This is a genomic window from Candidatus Saccharimonadales bacterium, assembly GCA_036388415.1.
In the GTDB taxonomy this organism is placed as follows: domain Bacteria; phylum Patescibacteriota; class Saccharimonadia; order Saccharimonadales; family UBA4665; genus UBA4665.
The window spans coordinates 362,411-385,085 of record DASVRW010000002.1 but is presented as its reverse complement, the minus strand read 5'-3'; the positions used below and the strand labels follow the sequence as shown (position 1 = coordinate 385,085).

Here is a 22,675-nt window from a genome sequence, read left to right as displayed (position 1 = left end):
TATGGTCAGTATTTGCCCAACGGTTACAGCCGAAAACGCCCATTTGTACCGGGCGCAGATTGAGCGCATTGCCGACTTTGCGCCACGGATTCATATCGATGTATCCGACGGAGTGCTGGCGCCAAATAAACTACTCGATCTGGATCAGATCTGGTGGCCAGGCGGCGTGCGGGCTGATCTGCACGTCATGCTTAAGAATCCATTTGAGCATACGCAGCTATACCGCGTGCTGGGACCGCAGATGGTCATTGTCCATGCGGAGGCTGAAGGAGATTTTGTGGCGTTTGCCGATACGCTCCATAAGCATGGTATAGAAACCGGCGTCGCACTCCTGCAGGATACGTCCGTCGAAACTATACTTCCAGCCATCGATATTATAGATCATGTACTGATATTTTCCGGAAAGCTCGGCTACTTTGGTGGCACGGCTGACCTGCGTTTACTCGACAAAGTCCAGCAGCTGCGGGCTGCTAAGCCAACGCTTGAGATCGGTTGGGACGGCGGCATCAACGACCAGAATATCTGTCAACTGGCTGCGGGCGGGGTCGACGTACTCAACGTCGGTGGCTATATTCAGCGCAGCCAGGATGCGCATGCCGCCTACGAATTGCTCGCGCAGCTGGTTGCTCAGCCTGCTCATTAAACCAACACACGTTTGGCAGGATTCTGTAACCTAAACCTCAAAACCTACACCTTGAGTGGCAACCTGCGGGGCGGCCCCAAAATTATTTCATCGAAGATGAAAAATTTTAGGGGCGGACAGGTTGACGAGGCTCATGGGTAGGTTTTGAGGTTTAGGTTCTGCATGCGTATTCGACCAGCCTAATGGTATAATCATGAGCAGAATGAAAAAAACTTACTCGATTGATTGGCTGGAACATAAAGCGGTAGATATCCGCAGTGATATTATCCGTATGCTCGAACATGCAGGCAGTGGGCATTCGGCCGGACCGCTCGGACTGGCCGATATATTTACGGCTTTGTATTTTGATGTACTGCAACACGATCCCAAGCATCCCGATTGGGACGAACGCGATATATTGCTACTGAGCAACGGCCACTGCGTCCCGGTACGATATGCTACCATGGCCGAAGCCGGCTATTTTGATAAAAAAGAACTCATGACGCTCCGGAAGCTCGGCTCACGTTTGCAGGGTCATCCTGAGCGGACACGGCTGCCTGGCATGGAAACTACTAGTGGGCCACTAGGATGCGGCTTGTCGCAGGCAGCAGGTATCGCTCTTGCCATGCGCATGGACAAGGTCACGCACCGCTGGGTCTATGTCGTAATGGGTGACGGTGAGTTGAACGAAGGCAATATATGGGAAGCGGCTATGCTGGCCGGCAAAGAAAAACTGCATAATATTATTGGTATTATTGACCGCAACAACATCCAAATCGATGGCCCGACTGAGTCTGTCATGCCACTGGAAGATCTTCGCGGCAAATGGGAAGCGTTCGGCTGGCACGTTATCGAAATCAACGGCAATGACATCGAGGCCGTCATTGATGCTTGCGCCATGGGACGGGCAATTGTCGAAAAGCCGGTGATGATCATCGCGCACACTATCCCAGGCAAGGGCGTCGACTTTATGGAATACGATTTCCGCTGGCACGGCATGCCACCAAACCATGAACAGGCCGTCGAAGCACTCAAAGAACTCCGTACCCTCGGCGGACGCATCCGGAGCGAGCATGAATAACAAAAAAACCATATTAGCAATTTCCACGACAGTGTTAGGAGCTGTTTGGTTGTTTGCGGCATACCTACTTCTACAGGTATTTCTTAGCTTTAGACCATGCACATCTTCGTTAACGGCCAGCCAGAGCGCCTGTGGCAACCCGTCGCATATGACGGCAATAATATTTTCATTAATATGGTTGCTTATAACTATTGGGTTGATTGTCATGATATCTAAATGGCGGAATCAGCATGCATAACGTGTATGATGATCACCGCGACAAACTGTCGAACTGTATCATTGTGTACGGCGCTGCCGGATTGTTATTTTACGTTGGACTGCTCGTGAGTGGGTTTGTACTAAAACACAGCGTGCACATGCTGAGTATATTGAGAGGAGTGGGATTGTAATGGCCGATATGCATCTTGCAGACATGAACGGGACGCTTCAGCAGGAGCCGATTCGCAAAGGCTTTGGACGCGGACTGCTTGAGGCAGGTAAGCGGAATGCCCAGGTTGTCGCTGCCTGCGCTGATCTGACTGATAGTACGCAGATGAGTCTGTTCAAAGCCGAATTTCCGGAACGTTTTGTTGAAATCGGTGTCGCCGAGCAGAACCTGGTCACCGTCGGTGCGGGACTGGCAGCAATGGGCAAAATACCTTTCGTCAGCTCGTATGCTGCCTTTAGTCCGGGACGCAACTGGGAACAGATACGCACTACGATCTGCCTCAACGATCGCCCGGTGAAAGTTGTCGGCTCTCACGCTGGCGTCTCAGTTGGACCGGACGGCGCGACCCACCAAATGTTGGAAGACATCGCCATCATGCGCGTACTACCAAATATGGTCGTTATCGTGCCGTGCGATAGTGTTGAAGCCGAAAAGGCTACGCTGGCGATGGCGGAAGATGGCCGGCCTAATTATTTACGCCTGGCCCGTGAAGCATCGGCAGTGATCACAACACCTGAAACACCGTTTGAAATAGGCAAGGCCTATGTATTTTCACCTGGTGCTGATGTCACGATCATCGCCTGCGGCACCATGACGCATCAGGCACTGCTAGCAGCCGAAAGCCTGTACAAACAAGGCATAGAAGCTGAAGTCGTGCACGTCCCAACCATTAAGCCGCTCGACACCGAAACGATACTGAAGAGTGTTCGCAAGACAGGCTGCGTCGTCACGGCCGAAGAAGGCCAGATGGCTGGCGGTCTGGGCGGCGCAATCGCCGAACTGCTAGCTGATGAATGCCCGGCACCGATGGTACGCATCGGCATGAAAGACCGCTTCGGTGAGTCTGGTGAGCCGTCCGAGCTGCTGACACACTTTGGACTCGACGCTAAGCATATTGCAATGGCCGCCCATCATGTGGTTGACCGAAAGTAGCTCAAGTACGAATACTGATTGTAATAGTTTCTGCAAGCATAAGCATGGTATTATATTCGTATGCCATTAACACTTCGAGAAATTAGAGAAAACTGTCAAAAAGCTCGCGCGACGATGCAGCGGGCACGGGACGAGCACTTTGCGCTCGGCGCCTTTAATTTGGACAACCAGGAAACGCTGCGGGCTGTCGCCCAGGCTGCCAAGAGCCGTAATGCGCCAGTACTGGTCGAAATCAGTCAGGGAGAGGTCGAGGCACTCGGCCTCGAAAACGTCCGTGATATGGTTGATAACTACAAAGCCATTCTTGGCGTCGAGATATATATCAATCTTGATCATTCACCGACTGTCGAAGATGCCAAGGCCGGTATTGATGCCGGTTATGAATTTATCCATATTGATATATCGCAGGCCAATCACGATGCAACAGAAGAGGAAATCATCCAAGCAACCCGCGAAGTTGTCGAGTACGCCAAAATGACCGGTGCGCTGGTCGAGAGTGAGCCGCACTACTTTGGCGGCAGTTCCAACATCCATACTGAAGGCATTGACTATGCTGAAATTAAAAAAACTTTTAGCACGCCGGAAGGCACTTACCATTTTGTCAAATCAACCGGCATTGACACCTATGCGGCCGCAGTCGGCAATCTGCACGGCAAATATCCAGTGCCTAAGAAACTAGATCTTGTATTGCTGCAGGAAATCCGTGATGCTATCGACTGTAATATAAGCCTGCACGGTGGCAGCGGCACCCCGGGCCACTATTTTGTTGATGCTGTCAAGATTGGCGTCACCAAGATCAACATCAATTCCGACATGCGTTATGCGTATCGCACGACACTTGAGAAAGTACTTGACGAAGACCCGACAGAGTACGCCGTCATCAAGCTGATGCCCAAAGTGATTGCAGCCGTGCAGAAAGTCGTCGAAAGCAAGATCGATAGCTTCAATAGTACTGGCAAAGCACAAATATAATCCCGCGAGTGCCATCCATTGCCATAAACCTAGTAATCGATGTACAATACGGTTAAACATAACCTAGATAAATGAGAACGAGGAGTGGGTGGGATGAGTCAAAACCAAATAGACGTCATGAGTATTGGCGATATCGTAACCGATGCCTTTATCAAGCTGCTCGATGACCAAGCGTGGACGTACGTAGACGACAAAGGCCAAAATGTGCTGGCAATGCCGTTTGGTGCCAAAATACCATTCGATAGTGCAGATGTCGTCACGGCTGTCGGCAATGCTGCCAATGCTGCCGTCGCGTTTGCTCGGCTAGGAGTCAGCAGCGGTTTTGTGACTAATGTCGGTGGAGACCAAGATGGCCGCGACATGATCACGGCGCTCCATGCTGAAAATGTCGATACCCGCTTTGTACGCGTCAATCCAGACAAAAAGAGCAACTACCACTACGTCCTTCGATATGGAGCCGAGCGCACAATACTTATTAAACACGAAGAGTATGACTATCACTGGCCAGTATTCGCGCCGACCGATATTCCAAAGTGGCTATATTTTAGTTCGATCAGCGAGCATGCCATACCGTATCATGACCAAGTCTCTGACTGGCTCGATGCTAACCCAGATGTCAAATTAGCATTCCAACCGGGAACATTCCAGATGGAAGCTGGTGCCGAGCGCTTGAAGCGGCTGTACGCCCGCAGTGATGTTTTGATCCTCAACCGCGAAGAGGCGGTCACAGTAGGTGGTGGCAATCACGAAGATCTCCATGACCTTATCAATAAGCTACACGAACTGGGCGCTAAGATAGTCGTTGTAACCGACGGCCCGCACGGTGCCTACGCCAGTGACGGTGCAAACCGCTTTCAAATGCCGCTATATCCAGACCCGGCCGATCCAGTTGACCGCACTGGCGCAGGTGACGCCTTCGCAAGTACATTTGTCGCGGCACTTGCCAAAGGCAATACGCTCGAAGGCGCATTGCAGTGGGCGCCAATCAACTCGATGAGTGTCGTGCAAAAGATAGGAGCTCAGGCGGGTCTTTTGACTGAAAAAGAAGTAGAAAGCTTGCTGCGCAGCGCACCTGCAGGCTACAAGCCAGAACGATTCTAACTGAGTAAAGCGCTATCTCTCGAATGACGCTTGTGCTAATATAGAGACACTATGACAAGGGTTCTATCTGAATTATTGGGCGCCCGTGAGCCATTGTTTCAGCAAAGTTTAAAGCAACTTGAAATCCTAGCCGGCCATCCCGGTGCTGATATACGATTATCGAGTTCTCTGCAGCAGGCGCTGCGCGGGAAGCTGCACGAACTGCAGCTGGATGCCCACGACACAACCGGACCTGAGCTCTACGCCGCACTTGGCCAGCGCCTGCGGATCGATGATCAGCGCTTCGAACAGGCGATACGATCTTCGGCTGCTTCGATTGCGCAAACCAGTGAAGACATAACGCAGCAGCTGGCCCGTGTGCTGCAAAACGACATTGCACCAGCTCGGAGCTTTGCACTGAAATCAACGGCTGCCAAAAAGATCTTGCGGGCTCATCTGCCGCGTAAAACCATGAAAGCGCTGGGCTACCGTTCGTCTGAATCAATGCTGAAGCACGAATCAGCTGCGTCACTGTATGCGGCCGCCTGGCTGATCGAATCACCACAGTGGACTAAGCGGATTCTGGCCGCCTACACCAAGCTGGCTGCCAGCGATTTCGAACAGCGCCCGCTGACGCTTGAATATCCCGCATCAAAAAGATGGCAGACGCTCAGTGAATCGGTGGTTGCAGTTCAAAAACATCACGTGCTGAGCTTCAAGGAACTTGGCTCGGTTGTCATGCTGCCGTTACCTGTCAACAAACCGCAGCTATCGACACTGACCACGGCAGTACTAGTGCTCCATGCCGTCAATGAGATCCGAGCAGCAGGAACCTTTATGAAATTGCATCAAATGCAATCGAATTTCGGCGGAATTGTGCAGCAAGTGGTCTACGGTGAACCGATGTTGCCGTCGCTTTCGCTCGACGAACCAGTGTCATGGCATAGTCTGCATCAGTACTTTGCACGCTTTGGCAGCTCGGTGCGGTCCGATATCTTTGAACCAATGATTGCCGCCCCGGAGCTTGCCTGGACGACCGTCGAGGACGCATTGGCAAAAATCGAACCGTCGCTCCATTTCTGGCAAGGCAGCCAGCATCTCGGTATGATCAGCGGTGCACATGCGGTGTCATGCAATCTGACCGATGCACTGCTGAGTCATTGCAATCAATTGCCGTTTGACAACCGGGTCGTCCAGTATTTCAAACAGTCACTGCGTTCCGAACTGTTGCTGCAGTATTTGAGTCATCACAAGCTGGAAGAGGCTGTGCTGGGCGGTTTGCAGCGTAAGCTGGCTCCAGAGATGGCGCTGTCATAATTAAACAAGAATTTTGAGGAGAAACTAGTATGTATCAAATTTGTGTATCAGGAGCCGCCAAAGGCGATAGCGTCGAAGAAGGCAAGGAGCTGGCACGAGCAGCTGGAGCAGCTATCGCTCACGCCGGACACGCTCTCATGACCGGTGCCACCGTTGGACTGCCGAATTATGCGGCCGAAGGCTACAAGGCAGCCGGCGGCAAAATGAGCCTTGGCATCAGTCCGGCTGGCAGCAAGGTCGAGCATGTCCTCAAGTATCGCTTGCCGACCGAAGCCTACGACGTTATTTTGTATAGCGGTTTGCACTATGTCGGGCGCGATTCACTGCTCATTACCTCGAGTGATGCGGTCGTTAGTATTGGCGGCCGGCTAGGAACACTCCACGAATTTACGATTGCGATGGAGAGTAACACCCCGATCGGTTTTTTGCAGGGAGCTGGCGGCATCAGCAATCAGATAGAGGCAATCATGGCGCTGGCGCAACCCGTTAAGCCGGGTTCTGTTGTCTTGTTCAATGATTCTCCCGATGAGCTCGTCAAACAGTTGACGTTGGCCCTCAACGAAGAGCGCAAAATGTACGCTGATATTTATGCAAAGTAGGTACCTGAATATGAAACGCACTACTATCAATCAACATGGTTTTATGCACCTCGCAGCCGGCGTAGTGGTGCTCGTTCTGATAGTCGTCGGGTTTATCGGTCTGCAAATTTTCCGGCACGACACAGCCGGGCGGCAGTTGCAGGCGCAGCCATCCAAGCGGGTTACGTCGTTTGACGGCTGCAAACAAGACCGGACAAACACGCTGGTGCAGTCAACACCGCAGCAGTGCGTCACGGCTGACGGAACGGTATTTACCGACAATTCCATAACGACACTGGAGCGGCAGTATCTCGTAATCAAAGAGTGGGGTGTCCGTATACCGCTGAGCGAAGTCGATTCGGGAGCTTCATATGCGTTTCATGATTCATCGCCTACTGACCAGTCCATACTCACGATCACCGCTACAAACACTGAGCAGATCATCGGTCCAACCGGCAAAAACTGCGGCGGCGAGTATCTCGCCTACGTCATGCGTATGCCAATCGATGATCCTCGCTGGCAGGAAACGGACGCTATGCCATACAATGAGCACCGAACCGTCGGCAAACACATGTATGGACTTGCCACCAAAAAACAATACGGCCCGGCCTGCTTTGCCACAACAACCACTGGTGATTATGAAGTTGACCAAGTCACAGCAGAGAAATTTCATAATGTCGTCAAAAGCTTTTCGAAACATTTCATTGGCATTGAAGCCGTCACGCAGTAAAGTGTAATATCTGGCACGGCTCCGCCGTTCGCAGTTGTAGTTCGTTTCCCTCGGCATATTCTAGTGTATTGGCCAGGTTGTCATAAATAGCAAACCAAATTGTACGGTATACTTATTTGGTGAGTAAACTACGACTACATAGTGATTATACGCCGCAGGGCGATCAGCCGGCCGCTATCAAGCAGCTAGTTCAAGGCATCAATGATGGGCTGCGCGACCAGACGCTGCTGGGCGTAACCGGCTCCGGTAAGACATTCTCAATGGCGAATCTTATTCAAAGCGTCCAGAAACCGACCTTGATTCTCAGTCATAACAAAACGCTGGCGGCTCAGCTGTACGGCGAATTCAAAAGCTTCTTCCCGGACAACGCTGTCCATTATTTCGTCAGTTACTTCGATTATTATCAGCCGGAAGCTTACATAGCCCGCAGCGATACCTTTATCGAGAAGGATTCACAGATCAATGAGGAGATCGACCGGCTGCGCCACGCTGCCACTGACGCACTCCTCAGCCGACGTGACGTTATTATTGTTGCCAGTGTCAGCTGTATTTACGGCATTGGATCAGTCGAGGATTATGACGGATTATCCGTCAAGGTTGCTGTCGGTGAGCGCCGGGTGCGCGATAAGCTGCTGCGCCAGCTGACGGATATTCAGTATCAGCGCAATGACATTGACTTTCACCGTGGTACCTTCCGGGTACGAGGCGATGTGGTTGATGTGTTTCCAGCTGGTGAAGAAGTCGCCTACCGAATTGAATTCTTCGGCGATGAAATAGAGAAAATTACTCGGCTCGAACCGCTGACCGGCGAAGTACTAGCGACATTGACGGAACTGAAGATTTTCCCGAGTTCGCACTACGTGACTCCGCACGACAAATTGAAGGTCGCACTCGGCAGTATCGAATCAGAACTTGATCAGCGGCTGGCACAGTTCAAAATGGAAAACAAGCTGCTTGAGGCCCAGCGCCTGGAACAGCGCACGCGCTTTGACCTGGAAATGCTGGAGGAAACTGGCTTCGTCAAAGGCATTGAGAACTACAGCCGGTATCTTACGAACCGCGAACCGGGCGAGCAGCCAGCGACGCTCATGGATTACTTCCCGGATGACTACCTGCTGCTGGTAGACGAATCGCATATGACCATTCCGCAAATCCGCGGCATGTACAACGGTGACCGCGCCCGCAAAGAAGTGCTGGTCGAGCACGGCTTTCGGCTGCCGAGCGCCCTCGACAACCGGCCATTGACCTTTACCGAGTTTGAACGCCACGTGAATCAAGCTGTCTACGTGTCGGCGACACCGGCGGATTATGAGCTCAGCCGCAGTCCGGAGCCTGCCCGGCAGGTTATACGACCGACTGGACTACTCGATCCAGTTATAGAAGTCCGGCCGATTGACGGCCAGATCGATGATTTGATCAATGAAGTCCGAGCGACCATCGCCAAGCAGCAGCGCGTCCTGATAACAACGCTGACAAAGCGGATGAGCGAAGACCTGACTGAATACCTGAAAGAGATAAACATCAAAGTAACGTACTTGCACAGTGATGTCGATACGCTGGATAGAACGGATATACTGCGTGATCTTCGGCTCGGGATTTATGACGTTGTTGTTGGCATCAACCTGCTCCGTGAAGGACTCGATCTGCCTGAAGTTAGTTTGGTCGCCATATTAGACGCTGACAAAGAAGGTTTTCTGCGCAGCGAGCAAGCACTCATCCAGACTATCGGCCGGGCTGCCCGCCATGTCGAAGGCCGCGTCATAATGTACGCCGACCGCGTAACCGGCAGCATGGAACGAGCCATCGGTGAGACGAACAAGCGCCGTGATATTCAGGCTGCATACAACACTGAGCACGGTATCACGCCAACCGGTGCCGGCCGAGCCGTCGAGAAAGGTATGCGGCCTGACCTGCCTGAGCAAGCCAAAACCGCTAAGCTGGATCTGAAAAAAATACCGAAGGACGAATACAAGCATCTGCTTAAAGACCTGAATCGTCAAATGGATATGGCCGCTGCCAACCTGCAGTTTGAGCAAGCAGCTGAGCTACGCGATATTATTAACGATTTAAAGCAGAAGATGTAGCCAGATAATTATAATGTTCTGTGCATGTAAATATACTATTTGATCAGCCGGACTAGGTAAACACAGTAGTGTTTATAATATAGTAACTTTAATATGACAGTAGGGCTAAAGTAGTAAAAAATTGACGGCTGAATCGAGTCAGTAGGTCGTAATTTAAAGCATACTTATACTGGTTTGTGCGTACGAGCGGTGCTATACTTGACGGATATGGCCGACCTCACACGGGATGATATTTTGAAATTGGCGCAACTTGCCCGGATCTCGCTTGATGACGATGAAGTTGCGGCTTTTTCGTCGGAATTTAATGAAATTTTACAGTATGTCGAACAATTAAACGCCGTAGATACAGCCGGACTGCAGCCAACCAGCCAGGTGACTGGTCTAGTGAATGTAACGCGCGCCGACGAAATCGGTGATTATGGCTATGAGCCCAAAAGTTTGCTACAAAATGTGCCAACAGTGCAGGGTGATCTTATTAAAGTTCGAAGGATGATCGGATAATGAGCGCTGCTACAACTGCTTCACAATGGCTGCCTATAGCGGAGATTGCGGCTAAAGTTGTCTCGGGCGAGCTACGGGCAGTTGACTTGGTCGAACAGTCTCTGCGCACGATTGCTGAGCACCAGCAGTACAATGCGATCATCGCGACAACCGAAGATAGGGCACGCACGCGGGCACGGCAGATTGATGCAGACATAGCTGCCTCGAAACCCGCCGGTCGTCTGGCTGGCGTTCCGTTTATTGCCAAAGATAATTATCTGGTTTTTGGGGCCGAGACAACAGCCGCCAGCAATATTCTGCGTGGCTTCACGGCGCCGTATCAGTCGACCGTTATCGAGCGACTGGAAGCTGAAGGAGCGATATGTGTTGCCAAGGCTAATATGGACGCCTTTGCGCACGGCGGTTCGACTGAAAACAGCGATTTTTATCCGACGAAAAACCCACATGACATGGCTCGGGTACCTGGTGGATCGTCCGGCGGTTCAGCAGCAGCAGTCGTGCTCGACATGGCGCCGTTTGCGCTTGGTACCGACACGGGTGGTTCGATCCGCCAGCCAGCCAGCTTTAGTGGATGCGTTGGATTCAAGCCGACATACGGCCTGACGTCACGCTCCGGTGTGGTGGCGATGGCCAGTAGTACCGATGTGATGGGTCCACTGACACGAACGGTCGCTGACAGCGCTCTCGTGTTTGACGTTATTGCTGGCAGGGATCAACTTGATAGTACAACCATCGAGCGGGATGCTGCCGGCTATGCTGATCTGCCAGGAGACATCAATCTTACTGGCAAGAAAATCGGAGTTATCCGCGAATATATGGGTGACAGCCTTCAACCCGGTGTCAGCCAGATTATTGATGACGTATTGCAACGGCTTCGTACCGCCGGTGCCGACGTTCAGGAACTCAGCCTGCCATCGCTGCCTTTGTCGCTGGCAGTGTATTACATCATCGTGCCAGCTGAAATCAGCAGTAACTTGAGCCGCTATGACGGCCAACGCTTCGGCTATAGTTATCCAGATGCGACGACGCTCGAGGATAGCTACCGCGGGTCACGCGGCACGGGTTTCGGAAAAGAAGCGAAACGCCGGATTATGATTGGCACCTATGTACTCAGTAGCGGCTATTACGACGCCTACTATAAAAAGGCGCAGACTGTCCGCACCAAAATTATCAACGAATTTGCCATAGCCTTTGAACAGGTTGATTTCTTGTTGGGCCCAGTGGCGCCGACGACGGCATTTAAAATCGGCGAAAACAGCAATGATCCTTTGCAGATGTATCTATCAGACGTTATGACTGTCGGCCCAAGCCTGGCCGGGATACCGGCGATTTCAGTACCGGTTGGTATGGTTGACGGCTTGCCGGTGGGCGTGCAGCTCATGGCCGCCCAGCGTGCAGACCGGTCACTTCTAGCGTTTGCTCGCCAAACTGAGGAGCTTGTACGATGAATCCATCAGGACTGATTGATATTGGCACAACCAATTTGATTATGGCCGGTATAGCTATCGTCATTCTGCTGGTGCTGATATTCGGCGCCAGTTGGCTGGTGCGCCGCCGGACTGGCAGCCGTCTGAACACCGGTTACTTTGCGGAAAAATGGCAAGTGATACAAAAAAAGTGCGCCAGCAGGGCGACCTGGCCGCTGGCTATTATAGACGCCGATAAACTGCTCGACGAGGCACTTAAGAAAAGCCGGGTCAAAGGCAAAACGATGGGAGAACGCTTGGTTACCGTGCAACGCGATCTCAGTGACAACGATGGTGTCTGGTATGCGCACAAGCTACGTAACAAGCTGGTGCATGAGCAATATGACAATTTGACTGAGCGAGATGTCAAAGATGCACTCATCGGCATCCGGCAAGCTCTCAAAGATTTAGGGGCTCTCAAATGATTACATCAGAAACTCGCGACAAATATACAATTACGATCGGCATTGAGTGTCATGTCCAGCTCAAGACAAAATCAAAACTGTTTGCTGCTGTCGGTAACGATGCCCGCGAGGCGCCGCCAAATACGCTCGTCAGTCACCTATGCTTCGGCCTGCCTGGTGCACTGCCAGTACTCAATGCCGAGGCAGTACATCTCGCTGCCCGGGCGGCATTTGCGCTCGGCTCGGAGCCACAGAAGTTCAGTAAATTCGATCGGAAACATTATTTTTATCCTGATTTGCCGCTCGGTTACCAGATTACCCAGTTCGACGAACCGATAATTCTGGGCGGTTCTATTACGGTTACCATCGACGGCAAGCCAAAAACCATCGGCATAACACGGGCTCATCTCGAGGCTGATGCAGGTAAAAGTACGCATCCTGCAGGCAAAGATTACAGCTTGGTCGACCTGAACCGCGCCGGTACGCCGCTGCTGGAAATCGTTTCAGAGCCGGATATGCATTCGGCGGTTGAGGCCAAAGCCTACGCTCACGAACTATACCTCCGTATGAAGTATGCAGATGTGTCTGACGCCAATTTATACTATGGAAATATGCGATTTGATGTCAATGTTAGCGTCAGTACCTCCGACCAGCTGGGCACGCGGACGGAAACCAAAAACATCAATAGCTTCCGGGCAGTTGAAAAAGTGGTAGATTATGAAACGAACCGCCAGATTGAAGTTTTGGAAAAAGGTGGGGTGATTGATCAGGAGACGCGTGGCTGGGACGATGCCCGCCAGGTAACGTTTAGCCAGCGGTCCAAGGAAGATTCGCATGATTACCGCTATTTTCCAGATCCCGATCTGCCGCCTATCGTGCTGACTGCCGAATACATTGAGCAGATTCGGGCTGCAATGCCGCCAATGCCAGATGCATGGCGCAGCCGTCTTGGTGAACTCGGACTGAACACGGCGCAGATTGAAACATTGCTCGACGCACAGGTGGAGTACTTCGCAGAGAATTATTTACCGCTCCTTGAACAATCGCTCGATGACCAGGCCTATGCCAGACAGCTTGCCAACTGGCTGGTTAATATTGATATTCCCTATGTTCGGGAAGCTGGCAAGCCAGAGACGCACAATGATTCGGATGAAATGACTGGGGCGGTGAACCGTGACGTATCGCTGGTGCGAGTGGACCGTGCTGTAATGTACCGAAAGATTGCCGATTTAGTCGGCAGCGGTAAGCTAAGTTCGACAAACGCCAAGGCTCTGACGCTCGTTTTGCTGGCCGCGGATGTATTGCCCGGAGATATTGCCACTTTTGCCGAGCAGCAAGGCTTCATACAGGAGTCAGATGAGACTGCGATTCTGGAGATCGTTGATGCTGTCCTGAAAGAAAATGTCAAAGCAGCTGATGACGTACGTGGTGGTGAAATGAAGGCGATTGGCTTCTTAGTCGGCCAGGTTATGAAACGCTCGACAGGCAAAGCGAACCCAGCTCTTGCCCAAAAACTCATAAAAAAACAGCTGGGGATGGATGCATAGCAGAGAGGTTGCTATACTGCATAGGCGTAAACGGTAAACAGGAGATACGATATGGCCAAAGTAACAAAAGCAGTCATTGCAGCAGCCGGATTCGGTACTCGCTTCTTGCCGCAGACTAAGGCTATGCCCAAGGAAATGCTGCCACTGGTTGATAAACCGATTATCCAATATATCGTTGAAGATTTAGTTGCTGCAGGTATCAAAGATATTATCATTGTCGGTAGCAGCAACAAGCGGGCTATCGAAGACCACTTTGATATGCCAAGCCAGGATTTGCTGGCAAACCTAATCGCTGGCGGTGAGAGCAAAAAACACTATATCGAAGAGATTGAAGCTATTGCCGGCCTGGCCAATTTTATTTACTTGCGTCAAAAAGGTCCATACGGCAATGCGACGCCACTGCTCAATTCGGCGCACCTCATAGGTGATGAACCGTTCATTTATACTTATGCCGATGACTTTTTCCGGGCCAGTCCAAGTCGATTCACGCAGCTCATTAATCTATACGATGAACTACAAGGATCGGTACTTAGCTGTATTCGTGTCGAGAAGGATGAAGATTACGAGCGTTATGGAATTGTCGCGGGCGAATCTGTCGATGGACATGACGGTATTCTTAAGATGAGCCAGATAATCGAAAAACCAGGCAAGGACAATGCGCCGTCAGACTTAGCCAGTGTCAGTAGTTACTTGTTGGTGCCTGAAATATTTCCATACCTTGAAAAAGCTGCTGCCAATTATGATGGTAAAATTGAGTTACAAATTCAGCCAGCCATGCAAGCCATGATGGCCGACGGTCATCCGTTTTATGGATACGAAGTCCAAAACGGAACTTATTACGACACGGGAAACAAGCTTGAGTACATTAAGACGGTCATCGACTTTGCACTTGAACGGCCCGATATGCAGGACGACATCATGGCATATTTGCGTTCGAAGATGTAGATTGTGGCTGTATAGCTGAACGATGTTGTGTAAATTATTTTGCTTCAATAGTAGACTCTGCGTGGTATAACTATACACAAGGGCACCTTCGACTAACTAGACATATTACAGGAGATACTTATGGATACCGCCACACAAATACTGGTCATCATCGTTTCAGCAACACTCACACTATTCCTCATCGCATTGATTGTGGTAATTGTTTTAGCCGTCAAGCTGATGAAACAACTCAAGCTGATTGCAGACCGAGCAGAAAAAGCCGTTGATTCAGTCAGTTCTGCCGGTGATATGCTCAAGAACGCTTCTGGTCCACTGGCTATATTGAAAATGGTCAGTAACATTGTCCGGCACCACAATAAGTCTAAATAAGTCTAAGCATAGGCAGGTACAGCATGAATGGTAAAGCAAAACGGATCGCTCTTGGGACAATTGTAGCTGGTGCGGTCGGCTACGTAGCTGGTATTTTGACCGCTCCAAAAAGCGGTAGCGATACACGGAGCAGCATTCGCAGCGTCCGCGATAGCAGCATTGCCAAGGCCGAAAAACAGCTCAAGCAATTGCATACAGAACTCAATCATTTGCTTGGTGAGGCCGAAAGCAAAATCAAGCACGACGAAAAGCATTCTTCTAGACAAAAACACGAAGTTGCCCTGGAGGGCGAGATAGTACATAGAGCATCACGGACCCGCCAGAAGGCGCGTGAAATCCTCAGTGCCTTGCATGATGGAAACGCTAATGACCACGACCTAGATACGGCCGTCAGTGAAGCGTCCAAAGCCATCAAAGCCATGAAAACATATCTGAAAAAGAAGTAGTTCTACCAATTTTGAACCGTTGCTATCTATGTGCCGGGCCATTTGATGTGCATGTTGTAAATTGTATGCTCGCTTGAATCGGCGCCAGCTCTTATAATGAGTACAAACATAAAGGGTAACAATATGGCGGCTGACACAGTCAATCCACTCAGTCCTAGTGATTACGTGCATCTACATAATCACACGCAGTACAGTCTGCTCGACGGTCTCACGAAGCTGCCGGCGCTATTTGATTATGTCAAAGAACAGGGCATGACATCTGTCGCCATGACGGATCACGGAACGCTATCCGGGGCAATTGACTTCTATAAAACCGGCAAAGCTACCGGCATCAATCCGATTATTGGCCTTGAAACCTATGTGGCCTCGAGGCGTCATACCGACAAGGATCCGCAAAAGGACAAACAGCGTTTTCACCTGATTTTGCTCGCTATGAACCACAAGGGTTATCAAAACCTGATGAAACTTTCGACAGTAGCCAATTTGCAGGGATTTTACTACCATCCGCGTATCGACCACGAGCTGCTTGAGAAGTACAACGAAGGGCTCATCGTACTCAGCGCCTGCATGGGTGGTGAGGTCGGGAACGCGTTTAAAGAGGGTCAGACTGAAAAAGCTTACGAAATCGCCAAATGGTACAAAAGCATCTTTGGTGACCGCTATTATCTGGAAATCCAAGACCATGGACACCCGGATAATCCACTGCCGAGTGTCGAACAAGGCAACATCAACAAACAGGTGCTCAAAATGGGTAAAGAGCTTGGTATAGAGGTTGCGCTGACCTGCGACGCCCACTATTTGAAGCACGAAGATCAGGACGCTCACGAGATTCTACTCTGTGTCGGGACTGGCTCGTTTCTGAGTGATGAAAAGCGCATGTCGCTCAAAGATTATCCGCTGCACGTCGAAGACCCAAACGAGCTTATCAAGCGATGGGGCCCTGAACATCCCGAGGTTATCCGCAATACGCGGACGATTGCTGACCGCTGCAATGTCGAGATAGAACTCGGCGGCATATTGATTCCGAAATTTCCCGTGCCTGCAGGCATGACCGAAAAAAGCTACCTCGACGAGACAGTCTATCAGGGCTTAACAATGCGTTACAACGGCCTAACAAATGAAGCCGCCAAGGCCCTGTCGACAGATGAGATTAAAGCCTCGTTGTCGGCTCCGGTGCTGAAGCGTGCTGAGTACGAACTCAGCGTTATAGAACAGATGGGTTTCAATGGTTACTTCCTCATTATTGCCGATTTTATGAATTGGGGCAAAGACCAGGGGATTGTGTTTGGTCCTGGCCGAGGCTCTGCGGCAGGCTCCATCATATCCTATGCGCTGCGCATCACTGAGCTGGATCCGCTGCTGTACGATCTCTTGTTCGAGCGTTTTCTGAATCCTGACCGTATCAGTATGCCTGATATCGACATAGACATTCAGGACACCCGCCGCGATGAGGTGATACAGTATTGTTCCGACAAATACGGCGCTGAGCGGGTATCAAATATTGCCACGTTCGGTACCATGGCTGCCCGTAATGCTGTCCGCGATGTTGCCCGGGTGCTGCAGGTGCCATACGCCGAGGCTGATCGCTGGTCAAAGATGGTCCCCGCACCCGTGCAGGGCCGTCACATCCCACTCGAGAAATCTATAGCAGCTGATGCTGATCTTAAGAAAGAATATGAGACAAACGAAGTCGCACATCGGGTATTTGATCTGGCGGTGCGTGTTGAAGGTACGATCCGCTCGCATGGTGTCCATGCTTGTGGCGTGGTGATCGCTCCTGACGATATCGTCAAATTTGCGCCACTTGAAATGGCCCAAAAAGGCGTTGTATCAACACAGTATTCCAAAGATCCAATCGAGGAACTCGGCTTGCTCAAAATGGACTTTTTAGGCTTATCTAACTTAACAGTTATGAATAATGCCCTACGTATTATCCGTAAGGTGTACGGTAAAGAAATAGATATCAACACGCTACCCCTTGACGACGAGAAGACGTTTGAGCTGCTGCGGCGCGGCGATACCACCGGTGTGTTCCAGTTTGAATCAAGTGGCATGAAGCGCTACTTACGCGAGCTGAAGGCGACTGAATTTGACGATGTGATCGCCATGGGCGCTTTGTATCGTCCCGGTCCCCTCAGCGCCGGACTGACTGATAGCTTCATCAAGCGCAAGAACAATCTCGAGCCGGTTGTGTACGCCCATCCGCTTATGGAAGGAGCGCTGGGATCAACATTCGGCGTCCTGGTCTACCAGGAGCAGGTGATGCGTATATCGCGTGATGTCTGCGGCTTTACCGGCGGAGAAGCTGATACGCTCCGTAAGGCAATCGGCAAAAAGAAAAAAGATGTTATGGCCAAGATGCAGGTCAAATTCATTGACGGTGCCGTCGCCAACGGCGTACCGAAGCCAGTGATAGAAAAGTTCTGGAAAGACCTGCTCGGCTTCGCTGACTACTGTTTTAACAAATCGCACTCCGCTTGCTACGGTATGATTTCATATCAAACAGCCTACCTCAAGGCGCATTATCCGGCGGCTTTCATGGCGGCGCTAATGACTAGCGATTTTGACGATACCGATCGTCTGTCGATTGAAATATCGGAATGCAACAAAATGGGAATTGCTGTTTTGCCGCCCGACGTTAATGAGTCGTTCGTTGAGTTTGCCGTTGTGCCCGATCCCGAAAATCCGGACAACCGCCTAGCCCCGATTCGGTTTGGTATGGCGGCAATCAAAAACGTCGGTACCGGAGCTGTCGAAGAAATACTACGCGCCCGCAAGGTCTGCGACAAGTTTGATGATCTGGAGGAGTTTCTCGGCTGCGTCAATATCAAAACCTGTAATAAAAAAGCCATGGAAAGCCTTGTCAAGGCCGGAGCATTCGATCGTTACGGCGACCGTTCCAAGCTGATGTGTAATTTGGAATTGATGCTGGCCTATGCAAACCGCGTCCAGAAAGCTCAAAACAGCAGCCAGGTCGATTTATTTGGCGAATCAGTCGACGGCATTGACCTGAAGCCGCAACTCGACCTGGAAGCGGCCACGACTATCTACAACAGCCGCGAACAGCTACTTTGGGAGCGTGAACTGCTCGGACTGTACTTATCGCAGCACCCGCTCGATATGTACACTGATATTCTCGAAGAGCAGACAGTACCGCTGACCGAGCTCAAAGCAGCGCACGACGGCAAATCAGTCACGGTTGGCGGCGTCGTCGTCGACATGCGTGAGATTACCACCAAAAAGGGTGATAAGATGGCGTTCGTGAAAATTGAGGACAAGTTTGGTGATATCGAAGTTATTCTATTCCCGAGCACCTATCAGCAGACGATTGGTATTTGGGAGCGCGATCATATCATCCTGATGCACGGCAAGGTGAATGCCCGGGACCGTGAGGGCAAACTGACTGACGAACTTAAAATTTTAGTTGATGATGCCCGTGAAATAACCTTTGAGCAAGCTCAGGCCTACAAGGCGCGCGGCCGCAAAAAAGCAATTCCAAAGCCCCTCAAAGGCAAGCAGCTGGTCGCGCTGAAAGGCCCTGGTGCAAAAGCAGCTGCGGCCGCGCCGACACGGACTTCGGGTGAGGAATCAGGCCCGCCATCACCGGTAGCTCCTGAACGAGTGTATATCCGTTTGCTGAGCGCCAATGATAACGCGACGCTTATGTCGCTCAAACAAGCCATTGATGAGCACCGAGGATCAACCGAAGTAGTCCTGGTGCTCGGCGCCGACAATCAAAAGCAAATCATTAAGTTGCCTGTCGGTATGGCCAAAGAACTGCCGGCACTGGAACGACTGCAATCACTCGTCGGACGCGAGAACGTCAAAGTCCACTAGGTTACATAACCTGCATCTCAAAACCTACCTATCAGCTTTACATATCTGTTAGTTCTCGACATCTTCCATCAAATAGAATGAAATAATTTGTAGAACGCTAACAGGTTGCCACATTAGAGCTGAGGTTTTAAGACTAAGTTTTCGGTATTGTCCTAGTTGATATAACCAGCTGTGCGCGTTAGTATGACGCTGCCGACGAGAAGGCTGAGTACGATAACATCCAAGGTCTTGTGGTGTAGTACGAAGTTTTCGCTTTTGATGAGCATACGATGCCAGGCGATAGCGTGACGGAATACCAGGAAAGCCAGCGCCAGCAGTGTTATGGCCGTGAGTAGGGCAAAGCTCCAGGGTGCGACGCCACCAGTCAGTAGCTCAATCCGTGAAACATTGCGGTAGGGCTGTGTTGTGGCCGCGCTCTCCGTGCCGCTAACGGTAGCCGTGACACCAAGATTTGCTGATATTGGTCGGCCATATATAGCCACGACGACGGTTGTACGACCTTGTCCTTGGAAGTTTTCGGCAGTCGTAATACCAAAGCCGACGTCTGCATAATTGCTGTTTAGGACATTGGCCCGGTGCTCCGGACTGTTCATCCAACCCGCCAGAATGGTCTGAGCGTTCATAAATCCAAATGCCAGATTTTCGCCAGCAGCCTGATACTCATAGCCACTGCTCTCGACAAAACTCCACGGCGTCGTGCCGTCCGGCGCATTGTGCGACCAGTAATCACGCTGCACCATGTCATTGGCTTTGGCCTGGGCAGCGGCATTGAGCTTGGGATTGATGATTAGGTCAGGCTGCTGCAGCCGTGAACGTTCAATGTTGGTGTCCTGCAATAGTTCATTGGCTGACAAGGTGGTCGCAGCACCGAGGACCTGTGTCCGTGATGCCCAAAAGCTGTTGATAGCTAGTCCGATGAGGACGACGAGCAGCAGCGGCAGGTACGGCGAATACGCCTTCAGATAGTGCTTGCTGCGGCGGTGGTGCTGGCCGGTGGCTTTTTTGTGATGGGCGGTTGGTTTACGCTGAGTTGTCAGAGCCATATATTTGTTTTTAGGTATTCTACAATAATTCTATCACGCATGCTGTTTACGAGCAATAAGCTTGTGCTTATAGGCTGTAAATATCGTCAAAGGCGGGTGAAACGGCAGTGGTACAATGCCATTGCCGCTGCCTGCACGACATTGAACGATTCCTTGCGGCCGGACATCGGTATTTCGACAATGTTATCCATGGCGGTCAGTATATCAGCCTCGATACCTTCAACTTCGCGTCCAACGACCAGCGCTACTTTGCCCATTGGCATAAACGCCGGTAAGTCGACTGCATCAGCAGCTTGCTCCACGGCGACAAGCTGCCAACCGTCGCCGCGCAGTTCATCTATAATGCTCTGTATGTTCACTTCGTGACGCCAAGCTACCATAGTTTCAGCACCAAGTGCCGTTTTGCGGATCTGTTTATCAATTTTGTGAGCTATGTGGGGCAGCCGATCGTCATTATTTTCGTCACGCAGCGGATATGGCGTGTAGCCGCTGAGGATGACTTCGTTGACGCCGAGCCCTTCGGCGGTTCGAAGCAGCGAGCCGACATTATGACAGCTTCGTAAATTATGGGCGATGAGGATAATCTTCCGGCTTGTCGGATTGTTCTGGTGGTGGCTACCGGCCATTTAATGTACTCCAGCGAGCTTTTAATTTATACTTATGGTTATGAGCCAAGACGCACGATCTGACGAGGAATTAGCTACCCAGCGCCGGGCACGTATACTTAATCTATCATATGTTGATACGTCAAAGATTGCCGATAAGCAACTTTACAAAGATTTGCTGACTGAACCCCAGATCCGTGAATACCGCATCGTGCCATTGCAGGCCGACAAATCAAACGTGCTGTTTGGTATCACGACGACGACATCGCAGCAGACGATGAATGCCATCAAGGCTCATTTCAATAGTCAGCGCATTACCTTTGCTATTATCTCTGAAAATGGATTTCGGGATTACTTACGGCTTTATAATCCGCCAAAACAAATTACCTACGAAGATGTATCGCTCGGTACGACGACAGACCTCGATCTGATCAAAAGCGTATCTGCAACCTTGGAGCAAGTGCTATCAGATGATGTTCTAGCCTATCTCGTCAAACAGGCCTACCGGCTCAAAGCCTCGGATATTCACATGGAAAATGAAAAAGATGATGTCCGGATCCGCTTTCGGGTTGACGGCGTGCTGCATTCCATCGCCCGGCTGAGTCCTAGCAAATACAAACAATTGATGTCCAGCATGGCGATTGTTGCCAACATGTCGACAGCTTCACCCGACCCGCAGAGCGGTCACATCAACCAGGAATATGCCATGGCAACTGGCGAAAAAGTAACCGTTAATCTTCGCGTAGAAACGGTACCGACGATTTACGGACAGGACGTCGTCATGCGCCTGTTTAATCTAAAACTGGAAATGCTCAATTTGGACGGCCTCGGGCTGTCAGTCCGTGAGCGCAGTGTCGTCGACGATATCATCAGCCATCCGACGGGTATGGTGCTGGTGGTGGGCCCGACTGGATCCGGTAAGACGACGACTTTGTACTCGCTGATAACGACGCTTAACTCCGATGAACGCAAGATCATAACTCTAGAAGATCCAGTCGAATATTACATTCCAGGCGTCGTGCAGATACCGGTGCAGGGCGATCACAACACGTCCGGCTTTGCCGATAAGCTTCGGGCTGTCCTGCGGCTTGATCCGGACACCTTGATGGTAGGTGAAATCCGCGATCAGGACACTGCCCGGACGGCGCTGCAGGCTGCCCTGACAGGTCACCTCGTCCTCAGTACTTTCCACGCCTCATCGGCAGCAGCGGCATTAACCCGGATGATTGACTTTGTCGGTGTCAATCCGCTGTTTGCTTCGGCGATACGCCTGATCATGGCCCAGCGCTTGATACGCCGGCTCGACGACGCTACCAAAGTTGCCTTTCAGCCTGATGACGGCCTGCGAGCGCAGCTGCAGACTGTCGTCGATTCGCTGCCGCCCGGTGTCGACCGTCCGGACCTGAGCCAGCTAACGCTATACAAAGCCGGTACGTCACCCGCCAATCCTTACGGCTATACCGGCCAGTTCCCGATACGTGAGCAACTGCAGATGACATCGGGCGTTCAGCAACTGCTTCGCATGCCGCCTGGACAAGTGACAACTGACATGATTGAGCAAAAGGCTGTCGAAGAAGGTATGATCACCATGTTGCAGGACGGCGTCCTCAAGGTCATCAATGGCGACACAACACTCGAAGAAGTCTATCGTGTTGTTGGCTGAGTAAGGTAAACCCGAGCCTTAAAAC

Annotated in this window: 20 protein-coding genes; 18 read left to right on the top strand and 2 right to left on the bottom strand. The window is 51.1% G+C overall.

Features of this window, described 5'->3' with window-relative positions; all coding sequences use genetic code 11:
• Position 1: 1 nt before the first annotated feature.
• From VF575_02145 to dnaE, 17 genes are all read left to right on the top strand, one after another.
• Positions 2-643 carry a hypothetical protein gene (locus VF575_02145; protein ID HEX8182380.1) on the top strand — a complete coding sequence of 214 codons (642 nt, stop codon included), beginning with the start codon at positions 2-4 and terminating at the stop codon, positions 641-643.
• A 202-nt stretch (positions 644-845) separates the two neighbouring features.
• Positions 846-1,703 (top strand): transketolase, encoded by an 858-nt coding sequence (locus tag VF575_02140; protein ID HEX8182379.1) that lies wholly within the window; start codon positions 846-848, stop codon positions 1,701-1,703.
• A gap of 388 nt (positions 1,704-2,091) precedes the next feature.
• Positions 2,092-3,063: a transketolase C-terminal domain-containing protein gene (locus VF575_02135; GenBank protein ID HEX8182378.1), complete on the top strand. Its 972-nt coding sequence runs from the start codon at positions 2,092-2,094 to the stop codon at positions 3,061-3,063.
• Positions 3,064-3,123: 60 nt separating this feature from the next.
• Positions 3,124-4,035, top strand: a complete 912-nt coding sequence (locus VF575_02130; GenBank protein HEX8182377.1) for a class II fructose-bisphosphate aldolase — start codon at positions 3,124-3,126, stop codon at positions 4,033-4,035.
• A gap of 93 nt (positions 4,036-4,128) precedes the next feature.
• Complete coding sequence (locus tag VF575_02125) at positions 4,129-5,136, top strand: carbohydrate kinase family protein (protein ID HEX8182376.1); 1,008 nt, start codon at positions 4,129-4,131, stop codon at positions 5,134-5,136.
• A gap of 51 nt (positions 5,137-5,187) precedes the next feature.
• Complete coding sequence (locus tag VF575_02120) at positions 5,188-6,432, top strand: hypothetical protein (protein HEX8182375.1); 1,245 nt, start codon at positions 5,188-5,190, stop codon at positions 6,430-6,432.
• 29 nt (positions 6,433-6,461) lie between these two features.
• Positions 6,462-7,031, top strand: coding sequence for a hypothetical protein (locus VF575_02115; GenBank protein ID HEX8182374.1), 570 nt, complete (start codon positions 6,462-6,464; stop codon positions 7,029-7,031).
• A gap of 10 nt (positions 7,032-7,041) precedes the next feature.
• Complete coding sequence (locus tag VF575_02110; protein ID HEX8182373.1) at positions 7,042-7,740, top strand: hypothetical protein; 699 nt, start codon at positions 7,042-7,044, stop codon at positions 7,738-7,740.
• Positions 7,741-7,859: 119 nt separating this feature from the next.
• Positions 7,860-9,824: an excinuclease ABC subunit UvrB gene (gene uvrB / locus VF575_02105; protein ID HEX8182372.1), complete on the top strand. Its 1,965-nt coding sequence runs from the start codon at positions 7,860-7,862 to the stop codon at positions 9,822-9,824.
• 207 nt (positions 9,825-10,031) lie between these two features.
• Complete coding sequence (gene gatC, locus VF575_02100; protein ID HEX8182371.1) at positions 10,032-10,325, top strand: Asp-tRNA(Asn)/Glu-tRNA(Gln) amidotransferase subunit GatC; 294 nt, start codon at positions 10,032-10,034, stop codon at positions 10,323-10,325.
• Positions 10,325-11,773 (top strand): Asp-tRNA(Asn)/Glu-tRNA(Gln) amidotransferase subunit GatA, encoded by a 1,449-nt coding sequence (gene gatA, locus VF575_02095; protein HEX8182370.1) that lies wholly within the window; start codon positions 10,325-10,327, stop codon positions 11,771-11,773. Before gatC ends, gatA begins: the two co-directional genes overlap by 1 nt.
• Positions 11,770-12,216 (top strand): hypothetical protein, encoded by a 447-nt coding sequence (locus tag VF575_02090; GenBank protein ID HEX8182369.1) that lies wholly within the window; start codon positions 11,770-11,772, stop codon positions 12,214-12,216. The genes gatA and VF575_02090 overlap by 4 nt, the downstream gene beginning before the upstream one ends.
• Complete coding sequence (gene gatB / locus VF575_02085) at positions 12,213-13,742, top strand: Asp-tRNA(Asn)/Glu-tRNA(Gln) amidotransferase subunit GatB (protein HEX8182368.1); 1,530 nt, start codon at positions 12,213-12,215, stop codon at positions 13,740-13,742. The genes VF575_02090 and gatB overlap by 4 nt, the downstream gene beginning before the upstream one ends.
• A gap of 51 nt (positions 13,743-13,793) precedes the next feature.
• A complete protein-coding gene (locus VF575_02080; protein HEX8182367.1) occupies positions 13,794-14,687 on the top strand; it encodes a sugar phosphate nucleotidyltransferase in 894 nt (297 codons plus the stop codon).
• Positions 14,688-14,807: 120 nt separating this feature from the next.
• Complete coding sequence (locus VF575_02075) at positions 14,808-15,056, top strand: hypothetical protein (protein HEX8182366.1); 249 nt, start codon at positions 14,808-14,810, stop codon at positions 15,054-15,056.
• A gap of 23 nt (positions 15,057-15,079) precedes the next feature.
• Positions 15,080-15,502 carry a YtxH domain-containing protein gene (locus tag VF575_02070; protein HEX8182365.1) on the top strand — a complete coding sequence of 141 codons (423 nt, stop codon included), beginning with the start codon at positions 15,080-15,082 and terminating at the stop codon, positions 15,500-15,502.
• 123 nt (positions 15,503-15,625) lie between these two features.
• The gene (dnaE, locus tag VF575_02065) at positions 15,626-19,339 is read left to right on the top strand and encodes a DNA polymerase III subunit alpha (GenBank protein ID HEX8182364.1); all 3,714 of its coding nucleotides are present in this window, start codon (positions 15,626-15,628) and stop codon (positions 19,337-19,339) included.
• Between the two features lie 152 nt (positions 19,340-19,491).
• On the opposite strand, the gene VF575_02060 is transcribed toward dnaE, so the two are convergent.
• Positions 19,492-20,382: a CAP domain-containing protein gene (locus VF575_02060; protein ID HEX8182363.1), complete on the bottom strand. Its 891-nt coding sequence runs from the start codon at positions 20,380-20,382 to the stop codon at positions 19,492-19,494.
• Between the two features lie 86 nt (positions 20,383-20,468).
• Positions 20,469-21,008 (bottom strand): TrmH family RNA methyltransferase, encoded by a 540-nt coding sequence (locus VF575_02055; GenBank protein ID HEX8182362.1) that lies wholly within the window; start codon positions 21,006-21,008, stop codon positions 20,469-20,471.
• A 40-nt stretch (positions 21,009-21,048) separates the two neighbouring features.
• On the opposite strand from VF575_02055, the gene VF575_02050 reads away from it, so the two are divergent.
• Positions 21,049-22,650, top strand: a complete 1,602-nt coding sequence (locus VF575_02050) for a GspE/PulE family protein (protein HEX8182361.1) — start codon at positions 21,049-21,051, stop codon at positions 22,648-22,650.
• The last annotated feature ends 25 nt before the right edge of the window (positions 22,651-22,675 follow it).